At 71.0% G+C, this 16654-nt stretch carries 15 protein-coding genes and 1 tRNA gene; 2 read left to right on the top strand and 14 right to left on the bottom strand.

Features of this window, described 5'->3' with window-relative positions:
• Window positions 1–172 precede the first annotated feature (172 nt).
• From HMPREF2863_RS04945 to rpsB, 6 genes are all read right to left on the bottom strand, one after another.
• Window positions 173–766 (bottom strand): DivIVA domain-containing protein, encoded by a 594-nt coding sequence (locus tag HMPREF2863_RS04945; protein ID WP_070638463.1) that lies wholly within the window; start codon window positions 764–766, stop codon window positions 173–175.
• A 68-nt stretch (window positions 767–834) separates the two neighbouring features.
• The gene (locus HMPREF2863_RS04950) at window positions 835–1668 is read right to left on the bottom strand and encodes a phosphatidate cytidylyltransferase (RefSeq protein WP_070638466.1); all 834 of its coding nucleotides are present in this window, start codon (window positions 1666–1668) and stop codon (window positions 835–837) included.
• 42 nt (window positions 1669–1710) lie between these two features.
• A complete protein-coding gene (frr, locus tag HMPREF2863_RS04955) occupies window positions 1711–2268 on the bottom strand; it encodes a ribosome recycling factor (protein WP_067189781.1) in 558 nt (185 codons plus the stop codon).
• Window positions 2269–2348: 80 nt separating this feature from the next.
• Window positions 2349–3104 (bottom strand): UMP kinase, encoded by a 756-nt coding sequence (gene pyrH / locus HMPREF2863_RS04960; RefSeq protein WP_067189779.1) that lies wholly within the window; start codon window positions 3102–3104, stop codon window positions 2349–2351.
• Between the two features lie 195 nt (window positions 3105–3299).
• Entirely contained in the window at window positions 3300–4136 is an 837-nt protein-coding gene (gene tsf, locus HMPREF2863_RS04965) for a translation elongation factor Ts (protein WP_070638471.1), read from the bottom strand.
• 101 nt (window positions 4137–4237) lie between these two features.
• Window positions 4238–5092: a 30S ribosomal protein S2 gene (gene rpsB, locus HMPREF2863_RS04970; protein WP_067189775.1), complete on the bottom strand. Its 855-nt coding sequence runs from the start codon at window positions 5090–5092 to the stop codon at window positions 4238–4240.
• Between the two features lie 407 nt (window positions 5093–5499).
• Between rpsB and HMPREF2863_RS04975 the strand changes: the two genes are divergently transcribed.
• On the top strand, window positions 5500–6210 hold the full coding sequence (locus HMPREF2863_RS04975; protein ID WP_167635515.1) for a M23 family metallopeptidase: 711 nt from the start codon (window positions 5500–5502) through the stop codon (window positions 6208–6210).
• Here HMPREF2863_RS04975 and HMPREF2863_RS04980 read toward each other — a convergent pair.
• Window positions 6186–7373, bottom strand: coding sequence for a glycosyltransferase (locus tag HMPREF2863_RS04980; RefSeq protein WP_070638509.1), 1188 nt, complete (start codon window positions 7371–7373; stop codon window positions 6186–6188). The genes HMPREF2863_RS04975 and HMPREF2863_RS04980 overlap by 25 nt on opposite strands.
• A 309-nt stretch (window positions 7374–7682) precedes the next feature.
• Here HMPREF2863_RS04980 and HMPREF2863_RS04985 point away from each other — a divergent pair, with 309 nt between their 5' ends.
• Window positions 7683–8597, top strand: a complete 915-nt coding sequence (locus HMPREF2863_RS04985) for a C40 family peptidase (RefSeq protein ID WP_070638472.1) — start codon at window positions 7683–7685, stop codon at window positions 8595–8597.
• Between the two features lie 196 nt (window positions 8598–8793).
• Here the strand turns inward: HMPREF2863_RS04985 and HMPREF2863_RS04990 are convergent.
• The 7 genes from HMPREF2863_RS04990 to HMPREF2863_RS05020 all read right to left on the bottom strand — a co-directional run bounded on the left by HMPREF2863_RS04990 (window position 8794) and on the right by HMPREF2863_RS05020 (window position 16384).
• Window positions 8794–8867 (bottom strand) — tRNA-Ile (locus tag HMPREF2863_RS04990).
• 41 nt (window positions 8868–8908) lie between these two features.
• A complete protein-coding gene (locus tag HMPREF2863_RS04995; RefSeq protein WP_070638512.1) occupies window positions 8909–10084 on the bottom strand; it encodes a glycosyltransferase in 1176 nt (391 codons plus the stop codon).
• 41 nt (window positions 10085–10125) lie between these two features.
• Window positions 10126–10914 (bottom strand): CDP-alcohol phosphatidyltransferase family protein, encoded by a 789-nt coding sequence (locus HMPREF2863_RS05000; RefSeq protein WP_070638475.1) that lies wholly within the window; start codon window positions 10912–10914, stop codon window positions 10126–10128.
• A gap of 225 nt (window positions 10915–11139) precedes the next feature.
• Window positions 11140–12030 carry a phage holin family protein gene (locus HMPREF2863_RS05005; RefSeq protein WP_070638478.1) on the bottom strand — a complete coding sequence of 297 codons (891 nt, stop codon included), beginning with the start codon at window positions 12028–12030 and terminating at the stop codon, window positions 11140–11142.
• Between the two features lie 250 nt (window positions 12031–12280).
• Window positions 12281–13258, bottom strand: a complete 978-nt coding sequence (gene glsA, locus HMPREF2863_RS05010; protein WP_070638481.1) for a glutaminase A — start codon at window positions 13256–13258, stop codon at window positions 12281–12283.
• Between the two features lie 216 nt (window positions 13259–13474).
• Entirely contained in the window at window positions 13475–15112 is a 1638-nt protein-coding gene (locus tag HMPREF2863_RS05015; RefSeq protein ID WP_083315233.1) for an AbgT family transporter, read from the bottom strand.
• Between the two features lie 336 nt (window positions 15113–15448).
• A complete protein-coding gene (locus HMPREF2863_RS05020) occupies window positions 15449–16384 on the bottom strand; it encodes an SDR family oxidoreductase (protein WP_070638484.1) in 936 nt (311 codons plus the stop codon).
• Window positions 16385–16654: the final 270 nt, after the last annotated feature.

Here is a 16654-nt window from a genome sequence, read left to right on the forward strand (position 1 = left end):
GGGCACCGGAGGTGTTCGGCGCCGTCCGGGGGCGGGTGACACGGGCGCGGTTGTGGCCTCAGTCACCTCCGATGACTCCGGGTGAGTCTAGTCACATGGACAGGACTTGACAACACGCGCGGAGGCAGCCGGAAGCCCTCCGCGTAGGGCTGCCGGACAGTTCGTGTGCGGCTCAGCCGCGGCGGAGCAGAACGTCCACGGCCGCGTCGAGGTACGCGTCGACCTGGCCCTCCTCGTAGCCCTTGCGGCCCTCCGCGGCGGCGAAGGCGGCGCGGCGCACGTCGTCCGCATCGAGCTCGGACTCCCCCTCCGGGGCGCGCAGCGCCTCGGCGAGGCGGTCGCAGAACTCGTCCACCTGGTCCACGTCATAGGACTGGGCATCGGCGCGCGACGGGCGGCGGAACCGCTCGCCCGGGGCGCGGTCGGCACGGCCGAGCAGCTCTTCGGTGCGTTCGGTGAGCATCACGGCCCAGTCCTCGTCGCCGCGCTCGGAGACGAAGGCCTCGCGCTCGGAGTCCGCCAGGGCGTCCTCGAGGCGGTCCAGGGCGTCGTCCACCTGGTCCGTGGCGTAGCCGCCGTTGACGGTGGCGAAGCGGGCCTGGCGGACGTCCTCGACGGATAGCTCGCCGGCGCCCTCGTAGGCCTTGCGGGCACGCACCATGAAGGCGTCCACGTGGCTGGGCTCATAGCCGATCTCGTCGGACTCCACGCGCTCGAAGGGCTGGTCGACGGTGGTCTTCAGGTCATCAGGCGACTTCTTCGACATCCGCACTCCTGTGGTGTCAGGGGCCGCTGGGGCGGCCGTAGGGGAAGGTGCCTGGGCAGGGGCGCCGCTCAGGCGATGGGCAGGGCCAAGAGGGTGTAGGCCACCGGTGCGGCGAACACCAGTGAGTCCAGGCGGTCCATGACCCCGCCGTGGCCCGGCAGCAGGGAGGACATGTCCTTGATTCCGAGTTCACGCTTGACCATGGACTCGGAGAAGTCGCCGGCGGTCGCGGCGACCACCGCGAACACGCCGAGCAGCAGGCCGACCCACCAGGGCTGGCCCACCAGCAGTGGCACCGCCACCACGCCCACCAGCACCGCGCCGAGGAGCGAGCCCACCAGGCCCTCCCACGACTTCTTCGGGCTGATGCGCGGCGCGATGGGGTTCTTGCCGAAGCGGTAGCCCACGATGTAGCCGAAGGTGTCGTTGGCGATCACCATCAGCAGCAGGCAGGCCACCATGAAGTTGCCGCGCGGCTGGTCCAGCAGCGCGACGCCGAAGGAGAGCAGGAACGGGGCCCACATCACGGCGAACACGCCGGCCAGGATGATCTGGCCGGTGGGTCTGCGGCGAGTGGCCTCCGTCCAGAGGCAGACCAGCATCAACGACCCCAGCAGGGCGATGAACAGCGCCTCCACTCCCCACAGCAGCGCGGCCAGCGGCAGGGCGACGGCCGCGATCCACAGCGGGGGCTTGGGGACGTCCAGGCCGATGCCTCGGACGGCATTCGCGACCTCGGTGACGCCGGCGACCAGCAGCACCACCATGAGCAGCGCCAGCAGCCAGTCCCACAGGATCAGGCCGGCCAGGGCGACGCCCAACAGCACGACCCCCACGAGGACGGCGGATTTGAGGTCTCGGCCGCCGCGTGGGGGTGCGGGGGTCTCCGCGGCTGTGGTCATTGGATGCTTCCGGTGGGGCGTCGCTGGGGCCCGGGCGGGGCCTCAGACCTCGAGCAGATCGGCTTCCTTGTTCTTCGCCATGTCCTCGATGAGGTCCACGTGCTTCTTCGTCATGGCGTCGAGCTCCTTCTCCCCGCGCGCGCCCTCGTCCTCGCCGACGTCGCCGTCCTTGACGGCCTTGTCGATGGCCTCCTTGGCCTTGCGGCGGGCGTTGCGGACGGAGATCTTGTGCTCCTCCGCCTTCTGCTTGACCAGCTTCACGTACTCCTTGCGGCGCTCCTCCGTGAGCTCCGGCATCACCACGCGGATGACCTTGCCGTCGTTCGACGGGTTGGCACCGACCTCCGACTCGGACAGGGCCTTCTCGATGTTGCGCAGCGCGGACACGTCGAAGGGGGTGATCAGCAGGGTGCGGGCGTCCGTGGTGGTGAAGGAGGCCAGCTGCTGCAGCGGGGTCATGGCGCCGTAGTAGTCCACCATCACCTTGGAGTAGAGGCCCGGGTTGGCGCGGCCGGTGCGCACGGAGGCGAAGTCCTCGCGGGTGGCCTCGATGGTGCGGCCCATCTGCTCTTCGGCGGACTGCAGGGTCTCCTGGATCACGATGTCTCCTGACGTGTGGGTGAGTGGCTGCCCTCCATCCTACGTGGGATTCAGGGACTCGGACTCGGGCGGGCCCCGGCTCAGGGGGTGACGGTGGTGCCGATGCCGTCGCCGCGCAGAGCAGCGGTGACGTTGCCGGGGCCCTCCATCCCGAACACACGCATGGGCAGGCCGTTGTCCTTGCACATGGTCATGGCGGTCAGGTCCATGACGCGGATGTCCCGCTGCAGGGCCTCGTCGTAGGTGAGGTGGTCCAGACGCTCGGCGTTCGGGTCCTTCTTCGGGTCGGCGGTGTAGACGCCGTCCACGCCGGACTTGGCCATGAGGACCTCGTCCGCGCCGATCTCGAGGGCGCGCTGCGCCGCCACGGTGTCCGTGGAGAAGTAGGGCAGGCCGGTGCCGGCGCCGAAGACCACCACGCGCCCCTTCTGCATGTGGCGGATGGCGCGCAGCGGGATGTACGGCTCGGCGACCTGCTCCATGGAGATCGCGGACTGCACGCGGGTGGAGACGCCGGCCTGGAGGAGGAAGTCCTGGAGGGCGAGGCAGTTCATGACGGTGCCGAGCATGCCCATGTAGTCGGCGCGACGGCGGTCCATGCCGTTCTCGGACAGCTCGGCGCCGCGGAAGAAGTTGCCTCCGCCGACCACGATCGCGATCTCGACGGACTCGGCGGCCTCGGCGATCTGCTCCGCGATGCCGCGGACGGTGTCCGGGTCCACGCCGACCTTGCCGCCGCCGAAGACCTCGCCGGAGAGCTTGAGCAGCACGCGGCGGCGTCCCGTGGCGGCGTCGGTCACGGTCGGCAGGGACTGGGTGTGGGTGTTCGTCTCCATGTGCGGGACTCCTCGGGGCGTCGTCTCGGGCTTGTCCAGGTGTGGGCACACAACGGCGGGGTGGTCACCGAGCTGGTGACCACCCCGCCATCGGTGGCGGCCGCATGCGGTGCATGCGGACCGGCGCGGGCTCGGATCGCTACGATCCTACCCCCGAATCAGGGGCGGACCGAGCGGCAGGCGCCGCGGCGTGATTCAGTTGCCGACGCGGAAGCGAGCGAAGCCGGTGACCTTGGTGCCGGCCTCGGAGGCGACCTTGCCCACCGTGGTCTTCGGGTCCTTGGCGAAGGGCTGGTCCTCGAGGACGATCTCCTTGAAGAAGCCGGTCAGGCGGCCCTCGACGATCTTCGGCAGGGCCTGCTCCGGCTTGCCCTCGGCACGCGCGGTCTCGTCGGCGATGCGGCGCTCGTTCTCCACGGTCTCGGCCGGGACGTCCTCACGGGTGAGGTAGGTCGGCGAGTAGGCGGCGGTGTGCACGGCGATGTCGTGCGCAGCGGTCTTGGCCTCGTCGGAGTCGGAGTCCACGGCCAGGAGCACGGACACCTGGGCCGGCAGGTCCTTGGAGGTCTTGTGGAGGTAGGCGTCCACGAAGGCGCCCTCGACGCGGGCGATGCGGCGCACGACGACCTTCTCGCCCATCAGGGCGCCCTCCTCGGTGACGTGGTCGCCGAGGGTGCGGCCCTCGTACTCGGCGGCCAGCAGCGACTCGAGGTCGGCGGCGCCGGAGTCGACGGCGGTCTTCAGGACGACGTCGCCCAGGGTGATGAACTTCTCGGCCTTGGCCACGAAGTCGGTCTCGCAGTTCAGCTCGACCATCACGCCGACGCCGTTCTCGACGGTGGCGGCGACGAGGCCCTCGGCCGCGGCGCGGCCCTCGCGCTTGGTGGCGCCCTTGAGACCCTTGACGCGGATGATCTCGATGGCCTTGTCGGTGTCGCCGTTGGCCTCGTCGAGGGCCTTCTTGACGTCCATCATGCCGGCGCCGGTGCGCTCGCGCAGGGCCTTGATGTCGGCAGCGGTGTAGTTCGCCATGCTCGTTCGGTCCTTCCCGTTGGATGGGGTGGTTGCGGGATGCTGATGTCTGGGGTCCACCCCGGCGGGTGCGGCTGGGCGCCCGCCGGGGCGGTCCGGGGTCACTCGCCCTTGGCGGCGTCCTCGGAGGCGGCCGGAGCGGCGGCCTCAGCGGCCTCACCCTCGGTCTGCTCGGCCTCGGCGGCCTTCTCGGCGTTGTGCTGCTCGAGCAGCTCGCGCTCCCACTCGGCCATCGGCTCGGCGGAGGCGTCGCCGCCCTTGCCGGAGCGGGCCATCAGGCCGTCGGCGACGGCGTCGGCGACCACGCGGGTCAGCAGGGCGACGGAGCGGATCGCGTCGTCGTTGCCCGGGATCGGGTAGGTGACCTCGTCCGGGTCGCAGTTGGTGTCGAGGATGGCGACCACCGGGATGCCCAGCTTCTGGGCCTCGTCCACGGCGAGGTGCTCCTTCTTGGTGTCCACGACCCACACGGCGGAGGGGGTCTTGGACATGTTGCGGATGCCGCCCAGGTTGGCCTCGAGCTTCTGCAGCTCGCGGGAGAGCAGGAGGAGCTCCTTCTTGGTGTGGCCCGAGCCGGCCACGTCCTCGAAGTCGATCTCCTCGAGCTCCTTCATGCGCTGCACGCGCTTGGAGACGGTCTGGAAGTTGGTGAGCATGCCGCCCAGCCAGCGGTGGTTCACGTACGGCATGCCGACGCGGTTGGCCTGCTCGGCGATGGCCTCCTGGGCCTGCTTCTTGGTGCCGACGAACAGGATGGTGCCACCGTGCTTGACGGTCTGCTTGACGAACTCGTAGGCACGGTCGATGTAGGTCAGCGACTGCTGGAGGTCGATGATGTAGATGCCGTTGCGCTCGGTGAAGATGAAGCGCTTCATCTTGGGGTTCCAGCGGCGGGTCTGGTGGCCGAAGTGGACACCGGAGTCGAGGAGCTGGCGCATGGTCACGACGGACGACATGTCGAATCCCTTCTGTGGCGGCCGTAGGACCCCGCGCGTCTGTGCGCAGGCGGCTGCCGATCGTTGTTTCACGGTTCTTCGACCGCCCGGCCGGGCGGTCCCTGACACCACGACGGCGGTGCCGCCGGACCGCCGCCGAAACCCGTCCGTGGGGACGGGACCGTCGGTGGGGTCTGCCGCTGTGGGACCGGGGCCCCGCAGCCGCACCGTGGTGTGCGTAGTCGATGACGTCGCCTCCCGTTTCCGGGCACAGCACACGTCACCGCTGTGACCATCGTACCCCAGCCCGCCCGGCACCTCTTCCGCCCGCTCGTCCCCTCCTGCACAGCGGACCGGTTGCCCGGTTCCCTCCACAGTTCGCTTCTCGACGACGGCACCGGCCTCCGTCTTCTGCGCACCCTGGCCCCATGGGAACGTCACTCACCGCTTCGCCCCGCCCGAGCAGGCGGGCGCCCTTCCGCCGCCCCGGCCTGCGCCGCCCGGCGACGGTGCTGCTGCTGACCGTGCTGCTCGGCGCCGCACCGGCCGGTGCCGGCCCACCGGCGGCGTCGTCCGCTGCAGGCACCGCCGCCTCCGCACCCGACCCCACACCGATCCCGGCGGGGCTGCGCTGGTCCTCCCCCGCGCCCGGCGCGGGTGCCGGAGACCTGCTGCGCGCCTTCGACGCCCCCGAACAGCCCTGGGATCCCGGTCACCGCGGCGTGGACCTGCGGCTGCGCGGGGACGTCGTGCTGGCTCCGGCGGACGGGACGGTCCGGCACGTCGGCATGGTGGCGGGGCGGCCGGTGCTGTCGATCGACCACGGACAGGAGGTGGTGAGCTCGATGGAGCCGGTGGTGGCCGTCGTCGGGAAGGGGGAGACGGTGACGGCGGGACAGCCGGTCGGCCGGCTGGACCCGGCGGCGGAGCACTGCGCCGAGCCGTGCGTGCACCTGGGCGTGCGCGTGCTGGACGGCTGGCTGGTGGGCCGCACGCTGCGGGATCGCTATCTGGACCCGGCGCTGCTGCTGGGGCTGTCCGGCCCCTCGGTGCTGTGGCCGCTCGGCGAGGACGGCGGCGCCGGGAGGGAGGACGATGCCGGTGAGGACGGGGCTCAGCCGCGGCGGGAGCGGGACTGAGCGCGTTCATCGGCGACGGACTCCACTGCCGCGAGCAGCCGCGCCGCCGAGTCCTCCCAGCGGTAGCGGGCGGCACGCCCCACGGCGGCCCGCGAGGCCGCGGCCCAGGCGCCGGGCGCGGTGAGGGTGCGGACCTGCGCGGCGAAGGCGGCGGGACGGTCGCCGTCGAGCGGAACCGGGAGGAAGGCGGGCTCGGCTCCCCCGGCGACTTCGCGGAAGATCGGCATGTCCGAGCCGATCACCGGAGTGCCGTGGGACATCGCCTCGGCCACGGGCAGGCCGTAGCCCTCGGCCCGGGACAGGGTCACCAGCGCCGTGGCCTCGCGGAGCAGGGCGATGTACTCCTCGTCGGTGACGCCGTTGTGGAAGACCACCTCACCGGAGGTTCCGGCCCCCGCGCCGTGCGCTCCGGTCGCTGTCCCGGCCCCCGTCTCGGCGCGCCGCCGCGCCAGCAGCGCCTCCAGCTCCGCCCGGCGTTCGGCCGGCACCTTCGAGAGCAGATGCAGCGTGTACCCCGGCAGCAGCGGCATGGCCGCCACGAGCGAGTCCACGTCCTTGTAGTCCATGAAGGAGCCCATGTAGACGAGCGAGCGGGCCGGCGCCGCGTCTGGGTCCCGGGGCTCGGCCACCGGCTGCGGCGCATTGGGCACCACGTCCACGGGGCGTCGCGTCAGCGCGTGCTCGGCGATCAGCCCGGCCGTGGTCTGGGAGACGGTGGCCACGCGGTCCGCGCGGTTGAGCAGCAGCCGCTGCGGTCCGTAGCCGAGGTGGTAGAGCCGCCACAGCCAACGCACCGGCTCGGGCAGGTTCCGCGGCGGGGTGCGGTGCTCGTAGTAGATGAGGTCGTGGAGCGTGAGGATCAGCCCGTAGCGGCGGCCGGCGGAGCCCATCGTCTGCATCGGGGAGAACACCACGTCCGGACGCAGCCGGTTCACCTGCACGGGAAGCGTCGGCTCGAGGGGCGAGGTGGGCCCGGTGGCGCGGTGCCACGGGACGCCGGCCGGCAGCAGGCGCAGCTGCGCCTCGTCACTGACCAGCATGTGCATCTGAACACGGCCGGCCCACTCCCCCGCAGTCGTCAGCCGGTGCACGGCCGCGATGAGACTGGCGCCGTAGCGCGAGATGCCGTCATGGAAGTCGGTGCGCGTGTAACGGGCGTCCATCAGCAGGCGCAGGGGGCGGTCTGTCACGGTGCCCACGCTACCGGCCGGATCGCGCCGGCGGGACAGCGGCCCGCCCCGCGCGACACGCCGGAGACACCCGTCACAGCAATAGTTGCGTTTAGATAACGAACATGTATATTCGATAACGATGCGGACATCGTCCGGATCCCGGACCTTCCCCGTCCGCTCCCGCGGCTCCCGGCCTCACCACACCGATTCACTCTCGTACCGGCCACCCCTGGGCACCTTCCTGCCGGAAAGCCCTGGCGGCTCCATGCCACCTGCCGGTCCCCGACTGGAAGATTCGCTATGTCTGAGACCCAGAAGCACCCCCGCACCGCTCGCCGCGGTCGTCGTCCCCTCGTCGCCTCCCTGGCCCTGTCCCTGGGCGCCGGCACCGTCGTCGGTGCAGGCGCCGTCTCCACCGCCACCGAGGCCGTCGCAGCCCCGGCGACCTACACCGTCAAGGCCGGCGACAGCTGGTGGCGCATCGCCCACAACCACGGCATGGACATGTACGACCTCGCCGCCATGAACGGCAAGACCATCGACGCCACCATCTACGTCGGCGACGTCCTCAAGGTCAGCAACGGCAGCTCGGCCCCTGCCCCGGCTCCGGCCCCTGCCCCTGCCCCGTCCACCGGCACCTACACCGTGAAGGCCGGCGACAGCTGGTGGCGCGTCGCGAACAACCACGGCATGGACATGTATGCCCTGGCCTCGCTGAACGGCAAGACCATCAACAGCCCGATGTACGTGGGCGACGTCCTGAAGGTCTCGGGCTCCTCCTCCGCCCCTGCCCCGGCTCCGGCCCCTGCCCCGGCTCCTGCCCCGGCCCCGGCCCCGTCCTCCAAGACCGCCGCGGTCAAGCACATCGTCTCCAAGGTCAACGACCCGAGCACCTACTACCAGTGGGGCGGCAACGGCCCGTACGGCTACGACTGCTCCGCCCTGGTCCGCGAGGCCATGGCCAAGTCCGGCTTCTCCCTGCCGCGGGTCTCCCACGACCAGTACCGGAACGCCAAGTCCTTCGTGCCGAAGTCCCAGGCCCAGCCCGGCGACCTGTTCTTCTGGCGCAACTCCTCCACCGGCCGCGTCTACCACGTGGCGATGTACATCGGCGACGGCAAGATGGCCCACGCCCTGAATCCGCACCGCGGCCTCATGATCACCTCGGTGGACTACATGCCGGCCAACATGCTCTCGGTGGCCGGCCGCTACTGAGCCGCAGACACGCGCCGGCCCCCTCCGGTCACGGCGTCCACGGCCCAGGCCCGACGACGGTCCGGCACCTTCCGCACGGAAGGTGCCGGACCGTCGTCGTCTGCGGTGCCGCGGCCCCCGGTTCGGCGGGCCTGAGAGGTCGGTCATGGCTGCGGCCCCCGTGCCGGCGTGGACCGGACCGAAGGCCACAGAGAGGTAGGGCGTACGGGACTTGAACCCGTGACCAAGGGATTATGAGTCCCCTGCTCTGACCGACTGAGCTAACGCCCCGCGCGCGTGGCACGCGTCGGTCAAGTCTAGCGAGGAGTCGCTCAGAGCCGCGCCCGGACCTCGGCCGGTGTGGCCCCGCGGTAGAGCGCCTCGAAGATGTCCACGGTCTTCTGCGCCGAATGACGCAGGGCCTTGGCGTGGGAGGCCTCGCCCATCCGGACGCGTTCCTCGGGACTCGCGCCGAGAACCCGGGCCAGCTTCTCGGCGAGGTCCTCGTGATCGCCGGGGACGAAGAGGTAGCCGTTCACGCCGTCGTCCGCCAGGTGCGGCAGGGCCAGCGCGTCGGCCAGCACCACTGGCTTGGAGGCGCTCATCGCCTCCAGGGACACCAGCGACTGCAGTTCGGCGGTGCCGGGCTGGCAGAACACGTCTGCCCGCAGGTAGGCGGTGTGCAGCTCCTCCTCGGTGACGTGGCCGCGCATCGCCACACGGTCCTCGATGCCGAGCTCGGCCACGAGCTCGCGGAGGACGTCGCGCTGCTCGCCGTCGCCGACGATCTCTGCGTGCACGTCCAGCTCCGGGCGGGTGTCCTTCAGGTGCGCGACGGCTCGCAGCAGCACGTCGATGTTCTTCTCCACGGCCAGGCGGCCGACGAACAGGACGGTGGGGTGCGCGTGCGGGGTGATGACCTCGCCGGCGGCCTGCTCGTACTTGGAGGCGTCGATGCCGTTGGACACCGGCAGCACGTTCTGCAGCCCGGCCCGCTCGGCCATGGCGCGCGCGGCCAGGGCGGTGGGGGTGGTGACCACGGCGCCCTTGCCCATCAGGCGGCCCATCTGCCACCAGGAGTAGCGGGAGTAGCGGTCCAGGAACCACTGCGGGAACGGCAGGAACGGCTCGAGGTTCTCCGGCATGAAGTGGTTGGTGGAGATCGTGCGGACACGGCGGCGCTCGGCCTCGGTGATCGCGGCGGCGCCGATCATGTAGTGGCAGTGCACATGCACCACGTCCGGCTGTACCTCGGCCATGATGCGGCGCATCGCGCGGCGGGCCAGGGGCGGGAACACCAGCCGGTAGTACTCGTGCGTGGGCGGCCGCCAGGACTTCAGGCGGTGCACGGTGGCCTCGGGGCGGTGCTCCACGAAGTCCGGGCCGTCGTCGTTGCGGGCGGCCACCACGTGCACGTCGTGGCCACGCTCGTGCAGCGCCGTGGCGAGGCGGAAGCAGAAGGTTGCGGCGCCGTTGACGTCCGGCGGATAGGTGTCCGCCGCGATCATCACGGTGAGGGGACGGGCGTCATGCGCCTGCGGGGCGTCGGTCACGAGGACGGTGCTCCTGGGTGGTGGGTGGTCTTGGGGCCTCTCCCCCCGTCGCCGGCGCCCCGTGGACACCGGCCCTCAGGAGGCTCAGACCGGCTCAGCCTAGCAACGCGGACGGCGCCGGAGGCCTCGCGCCGTTCCGCCGACTGCTCGGACCAGGCGGTCCGGTCCCGCGGATCGATCCCGCGGGCCCGTAACTCGGCGGCCTTGGCCCGGAACCGGCGGAGGTAGTCCGCGGCGGCGAGCATGTGGGCGATCGCACCGAGGGAGAGCAGCCACAGGCCGGCACTGCCCCAGGCGGTGTCCGTTAGGCCCGGCACGTTACCCAGCAGAAGCACGGGTGCGGCCACGAGCAGCAGGGCGGTACGGACCTTGCCGAGGACGGAGACGTCCAGCTCGGGGCTGCCGCGGAACAGCGCCAGGGACACCGTGCTCAGCACGAGGTCCGGCACCACGATCGCCCAGACGATCCAGTCCGGGGCCACGCCGGTGAGCACCAGGGTGGCGGCCACGATGATCATGGACAGCCGGTCCGCCAGCGGATCCAGCCACGTGCCGGTGGTGGAGATCATGTCCCACCGGCGGGCCACGAACCCGTCCACCCAGTCCGTGCTGGACAGGGCCGCCAGCACCCAGAACGCGGCCAGGTACTGCTCGGTGGCGGTGAGCCAGACGAACACCGGGATCAGCGCGAACCGGGCCAGGGTGATGACGTTCGGCAGGGTCCAGAAGGTGTCCCGGACGGTGTACTCGTACCCCTCGCGGAGGCCGACATCGATCACGCGCATACGGGGCTCCTTCGGGGCGGCACAGGCGGGGACTGCGGGGGCCGGACCAGTCTACCGGCGTCTGTGGCCTGCACAGGCCTCGGGCGAGGCCACGTGGCCGGACGGTGGCATGTCGCCGTGGGTCGGACGTCCTCACCACCGCTTCCCCCGCCCGCGCACAGCACGGCGCCCCGCCCCTCGGTGAGGGACGGGGCGCCGTGGACGGGCAGTCGGCGTGCGGCCGGATCAGCCCTTGCGCTTCTTGCCGAGCATGGAGCCCAGGACGGCGAAGGCGGTGCCGGAGACACCGAGCAGGGCCAGCGGCTGCCACCGCTCCTTCACGTAGTCCTCGGCCGCACCGGCCTTCTCGCCGGCGCGGGCGGCGCCGGAGTACGGGGCGGTGACGTCGGTGGAGCCGGCGGACTCCGGGGTGGCGCCGCGGCCCTTGCGCTGGGCGGCGAACGCGTTCATCTGGCCCTTGACGGAGGCGCGCTCGCCCAGGCCGGAGCGGATGTCCGCCAGGTGGCGGCGGCGCAGCTCGGCGCGGCGGCGGATCTCGTCCTCGGAGGCGGTCTCCTTCTCCGGGTACGGGGCGGCCTCGCCGTTCTTGACCGCCTTCTTGTTCTCTTCCTTCTCGAGCTTCTTGCGCTCGGCCTCACGCTGCTTCTCGATGCGCTTCTGCTCGGCCCGCTCGGCCTTCACGCGGTCGTACTCGGCCGGGTCGAAGGCGTTGCCCTCCTTGAGGTAGCCGAGGTCGTACTCGATGTTGCGGACGGTCTCGGCCGGGATGAGCGGCATGGCGCCCTTGATCATCAGACCGCCGACGGCGGCGAGGATGATGCCGAGCAGCAGGAACGCGGCGGCCACCATGAGGGCAGGGAACCAGAACGACGGGTTCGCGAAGGCGCCGATCAGGGTGACGATCAGGGACACCAGCATGCAGAACAGCATGAACAGGCCCGCGAGGATCAGACCGGCGGCGACGCCGACTTTCACACCCTTGGACTTGGCCTGGTTCAGGGCGAGGGTGAGCTCGTCCTTGATCTGCAGGGGCAGCAGGCGGATCAGGGCCGCGAGCAGGTCGGACAGCGAGCTCGCGCGGGTCTGCGCAGAGACGGGGATTGCCGTGGGGGCCATCAGTGGGTGCCTTCCTGGGTCGGCGTGGTCGTTTCGGGTTGCGCAGGTGCGTCAGGGCGCGCCACTGCACAGCGATGTCGGCTCCACGCTAGCACTGTGCCTCCACCCAGGGCATGAGCCGAAGATCGGCCATCCACGTGTGTCCTGTCACGACGACTGCCCCTCGCTTTCTCCTCCTCACCCGGCCGAGCGGACGGGTGGGTCAGGGCATGAGGCGGGGGCCGCCGTCGGGACACGGGTGTCCGGGGTGTCAGGACCCGTCGCCGGCGGCCTCGCGCAGGCCGGCCATGGCGTCGCGGTGGCGCAGCACGTGCAGGTCCCAGTCCGCGGAGAGCGCCTCGAACACGCCGATGCCGCGCACCGACGTGCCCTGCTCATCCAGGCGCGGGGACCAGCTGGCGATGCCGAGGGCGCCCGGGACCGCACCGAGCAGCGCACCCGAGACGCCGGACTTGGCCGGGATGCCGACCTCCGCCATCCACTGCCCGGAGGCGTTGTACATCCCGCAGGAGAGCATCACGGACATCACCTGCTGGCAGACCCACTCCGCCAGCACGCGCCGGCCGGTCACCGGGTTCACGCCGCCTGAGGCCAGGGTGGCGCCCATGGTGGCCAGCTGCTCCACGGTGACCTCCACCGAGCACTGGCCGAGGTAGCCGCGGACCACCTCGTGTGCGTCGTCCGGGAGCATCTGCGAAGCAGCGAGCATGTGGGCCAGGCCCAGGTTTTGGTGGGCACGGGCGGTCTCGGCGTCCCAGACGTCCTCGGAGATCGTCAGGTCCGTCCCGGCCAGCTGCGAGTAGCGGTCCAGCAGGAGCTCGAGGCGGGCGTCCTCGTCGTCCCCGGGGATCAGCCCGTGGGTCATGATCGCGCCGACGTTGATCAGCGGGTTGTACGGGCGGCCGTCCGAGTGGAGGGACAGCTCGTTGAACGCCATCCCGGAAGGCTCCACGCCCACACGCTCGAGCACGGCGTCCATGCCGCGCTCCTGCAGGGCCACCGCGTAGGTGAGCGCCTTGGACACGGACTGCAGCGCGAACGCCTGCTGCGTGTCGCCCTCGGTGACGGCCACGCCGTCCGTGGTGCACACGGCCACGGCGAAGCCGTCCACCGGACGGTCCTCCACGTCCTCGAGGTACTCCGACGGGGCCCCGTTGCGATCCTCCTTGACCGTGGAGATCAGGCGGGCCAGCTGCTCGGAGACACGGCTGGGGTTCGTGGTCTTCATGTCAGTCACCCTGCCACAGGGCCCCTGAGAGCGTCGCCCCGAGTCGAGTGGGCAGCTGTTCCACGGAATCGAGCGACATCGTGGAACAGCTGCCCACTCGACCCCTGCCAGAGGACGGGGAGGAACGACGACGGCCGCCCGCCTTCGGTGCGGAAGGCGGGCGGCCGACGTCGGGAAGCAGGTCAGGCGGCCCCGTCAGGAGGCGCCGTCAGTGCCTCACGGGGTGTAGGTGACCGGAGCGTTCGGACCCAGCGGCAGGTCCAGCCAGTACCAGCCCATGGTCATCATGCTCCAGGTGACCAGGAAGGCGATCGAGTACGGGAGCATCGTGGCGATCAGGGAGCCGATGCCCATCTTCTTGTCGTACTTCTGGGCCACGGCGATGATCAGCGCGAAGTAGGTCATCAGCGGAGACAGGATGTTCGTGGACGAGTCGGCCACGCGGTAGGCCGCCTGGGTGAACTCGGGCGAGATGCCCAGCTGCATCATGATCGGCACCATGATCGGCGCGAGCATGGCCCACTTCGCCGAGGCGGAGCCCACGAAGAGGTTCACGACCGAGACGAACGCGATGAACGCGACCACCAGCGGGATACCGGTCAGGTTGATCGACTCCAGGAACTGCGAGCCCAGCACGGACAGCAGCAGGCCCAGCTTCGACTCGTTGAAGTAGGCGATGAACTGGCCGGCGGTGAACGCCAGCACCAGGAACACGGCCATGCCGGCGAGGGTCTGGGAGAGCTGGTCCACCACGTCGGTGTCGTTGCGGATGACCTTGGTGACGATGCCGTACACCAGGCCCGGGACGAAGAACGCGATGATGATGACCACCACGAGCGAGTCCATGAACGGGGACTGGACCACGCCGCCGTCCTCGCCGCGCAGCAGGCCCCACTCCGGGACGATCAGCAGGGCCAGCAGCGCCACGGTGACCACGCCGGAGACGGTGGCCCAGACGAGGCCCTTCTTCTCCACGGCGGAGAGCTGGACGTCCTCGTCCTCGATGCGACCCTCGCCCTTCCACGGGCCCAGGCGCGGCTCCACGATGAACTGGGAGACCAGGGTGCCGACGATGGTCAGCAGGAAGGTGGAGGCGATGATGAACCAGTAGTTCATGGCCAGGTTCATGCCGTCCGCGTAGGCGCCGTCCACGGTGGCGGCGGCCTCGATGGTCAGCTCACCGAGCATCACGTCCGTGCCGGAGAGCAGCAGGTTCGCCGAGAAGCCTGCGGAGACGCCGGCGAAGGCGGCGGCCAGGCCGGCCAGCGGGTGACGTCCGACGGCCATGAACAGGATCGCGGCCAGCGGCGGGAGCACCACGTAGCCGGCGTCCGAGGCCACGGAGGACATCACACCGGCGAACACGATGCCCGCGGTGATGAGGAACTTCGGCACGGACAGGATGAACTGGCGCAGCACCGTGCCGATCAGACCGGACTGCTCAGCCATGCCGATGCCCAGCATGGTGGCGAGCACGACGCCCAGCGGGGCGAAGCCCACGAAGTTGTCCACGGCCGAGGAGAACATCCACTGGACGCCCTCCGGGGACAGCAGGTTGAAGACCTCGATCTGGCCGCCCTCCACCGGATCCTCGGCGGTGACGCCGAGCGTGGAGAACAGCCAGGACAGCAGGACCACCAGCACCGCGAGCGCGGCGAACAGGGTGGCCGGGTGGGGCAGGGCGTTGCCGGCCTTCTCGACGAAGTCGAGCGCCCGGTTGCCGATGCCGCCCCGTCGCGGACGGTCGGGGGCGTTCTGGTCGGAAGCGTGGGTGGCGGAGCCGTCCTGGGTGGTGACGGTCTCCGCGGCGTCGGCGGCGGTGGTGCCGCGCGAGCCAGCCGAGTCAGCGGCCATGTGCAGAGTCCCTTCGGGAGTGCGGTCGGATGACAGGGCACCGCCCGGCCCCTCTCCCCCGCGCTGGTGGGCGGGTGGGAAGGGCCGGGCGGAGCGCAAACTCGTCCACCGTAGCGGCCGGTGTGAAGGATGTCATCTCACGGTGAGGGATCCGTCACAGACCGCAGTGGCGACTGCTGCGAGGCGGGCCGGGCGAGGCGGGCCGGGCGAGGCGGCCGGGCGCGGCGGGCGGGGTGGCCGGGCGCGGCGGGCGGGGCGGCCGGTCACGGGGCCGGTCGAGGCGGGCGAGGCGGGCCGGGTGAGGCGGCCTGGCGATGCGACCGGTCACGGGGCCGGTCACGGCGTGGGGGTGCCGCCGTTCGCGTTGAGGGTGTCCCCGTTGACATAGCTGGACTCGCCGCTGGCGAGGAACACGTAGGCCGGCGCCATCTCGATGGGCTGGCCGGCACGGCCCAGCGGGGAATCGTGGCCGAACTCGGGCAGGCGCTCCTTGGGCTGGCCGTCGCAGACCTGCAGGACGGTCCACACCGGGCCGGGGGCGACGGCATTGACGCGGATGCCGCGCGGGCCGACGGCCTGGGCCAGGCCCTTCGTGTAGTTGTTGATGGCGGCCTTGGTGGCGGCGTAGTCCAGGATCAGCGGGTTCGGGTTGTATGCCTGCACCGAGGTGGTGTTGATGATCGCCGAGCCGGGGCCCATGCGCTTCAGGGCAGCACGGGAGAGCGTGAACATGGCGAGCACGTTGATCTGGAAGGTGGTGGCGACCTGCTCGTCGGTGAGCTCCTCCGGGGTGTCGGCCACGAGCTGCTTGCCGGCATTGTTCACGAGGATGTCCAGCCCGCCGAGCTGTTCGGCGGCGGCGTCCACGAGGCCGGCGGTGTAGTCGGTGTCCGTGAGGTCGCCGGGCAGGGCGACGGCCCTCCGGCCAGCCTCCTCGATCGCGGCGATCACCCGGTCAGCGTCCGGCTGCTCGTCCGGCAGGTAGGCGATGGCCACGTCCGCGCCCTCGCGGGCGTAGGCGACGGCCACGGCGGCGCCGATGCCGGAGTCGCCGCCGGTGATCAGCGCCTTGCGGCCCTCGAGCCGGCCCAGGCCGGTATAGGAGTCCAGGCCGATGTCCGGGACCGGATCGGTCTTCACGTCCAGGCCCGGCTCGGGCTGGTGCTGCTCCGGGGCGTGATGCCGCGGGTGGCGGGCGCGCGGGTCGTCGCCCTCCCACTGGCGGGCGGTGGAGGCGGTCGCGGGCGTGCCTGCAGGCTTCGGATTCGTCATGAGTGCGACGCTACGGGACGGTGACGGGGGTCTGACAAGGGCGGATGGCCTGTGGAATCACGACGACGCCCCTCGCCTGCCAGCCCTCGTCACCGTGGAGTGGGGTGTCGGTCCGGGGGACGGTGGGGTGTTGGCCCGGGACGATGGGCCGTGGGTCCGGGACGATGGGCCGTGGGTCCGGGACGATGGGCCGTGGGTAGGGGACGATGGGCCGTGGGTCCAGCCCCGGGCCATCAATAGGGGCTCTTCACAATCGAGGGTGTAGACGGG

The organism is Micrococcus sp. HMSC067E09 (assembly GCF_001812555.1).
GTDB lineage: Bacteria > Actinomycetota > Actinomycetes > Actinomycetales > Micrococcaceae > Micrococcus > Micrococcus lylae.

Bases quoted from the DNA above. Each gene is read 5' to 3' on its own strand.
- glsA (WP_070638481.1), bottom strand. From the start codon at position 13,258: ATGAAGACCACGAACCCCAGCCGTGTCTCCGAGCAGCTGGCCCGCCTG.
- pyrH (WP_067189779.1), bottom strand. From the start codon at position 3,104: ATGGAGACGAACACCCACACCCAGTCCCTGCCGACCGTGACCGACGCC.
- HMPREF2863_RS04985 (WP_070638472.1), top strand. From the start codon at position 7,683: ATGTCTGAGACCCAGAAGCACCCCCGCACCGCTCGCCGCGGTCGTCGT.
- HMPREF2863_RS05000 (WP_070638475.1), bottom strand. From the start codon at position 10,914: ATGCGCGTGATCGATGTCGGCCTCCGCGAGGGGTACGAGTACACCGTC.
- HMPREF2863_RS04980 (WP_070638509.1), bottom strand. From the start codon at position 7,373: ATGGACGCCCGTTACACGCGCACCGACTTCCATGACGGCATCTCGCGC.
- rpsB (WP_067189775.1), bottom strand. From the start codon at position 5,092: ATGTCGTCCGTCGTGACCATGCGCCAGCTCCTCGACTCCGGTGTCCAC.
- tsf (WP_070638471.1), bottom strand. From the start codon at position 4,136: ATGGCGAACTACACCGCTGCCGACATCAAGGCCCTGCGCGAGCGCACC.
- HMPREF2863_RS04975 (WP_167635515.1), top strand. From the start codon at position 5,500: ATGGGAACGTCACTCACCGCTTCGCCCCGCCCGAGCAGGCGGGCGCCC.
- HMPREF2863_RS04995 (WP_070638512.1), bottom strand. From the start codon at position 10,084: ATGATCGCGGCGGACACCTATCCGCCGGACGTCAACGGCGCCGCAACC.
- HMPREF2863_RS04945 (WP_070638463.1), bottom strand. From the start codon at position 766: ATGTCGAAGAAGTCGCCTGATGACCTGAAGACCACCGTCGACCAGCCC.
- HMPREF2863_RS05020 (WP_070638484.1), bottom strand. From the start codon at position 16,384: ATGACGAATCCGAAGCCTGCAGGCACGCCCGCGACCGCCTCCACCGCC.
- HMPREF2863_RS05015 (WP_083315233.1), bottom strand. From the start codon at position 15,112: ATGGCCGCTGACTCGGCTGGCTCGCGCGGCACCACCGCCGCCGACGCC.
- HMPREF2863_RS04950 (WP_070638466.1), bottom strand. From the start codon at position 1,668: ATGACCACAGCCGCGGAGACCCCCGCACCCCCACGCGGCGGCCGAGAC.
- HMPREF2863_RS05005 (WP_070638478.1), bottom strand. From the start codon at position 12,030: ATGGCCCCCACGGCAATCCCCGTCTCTGCGCAGACCCGCGCGAGCTCG.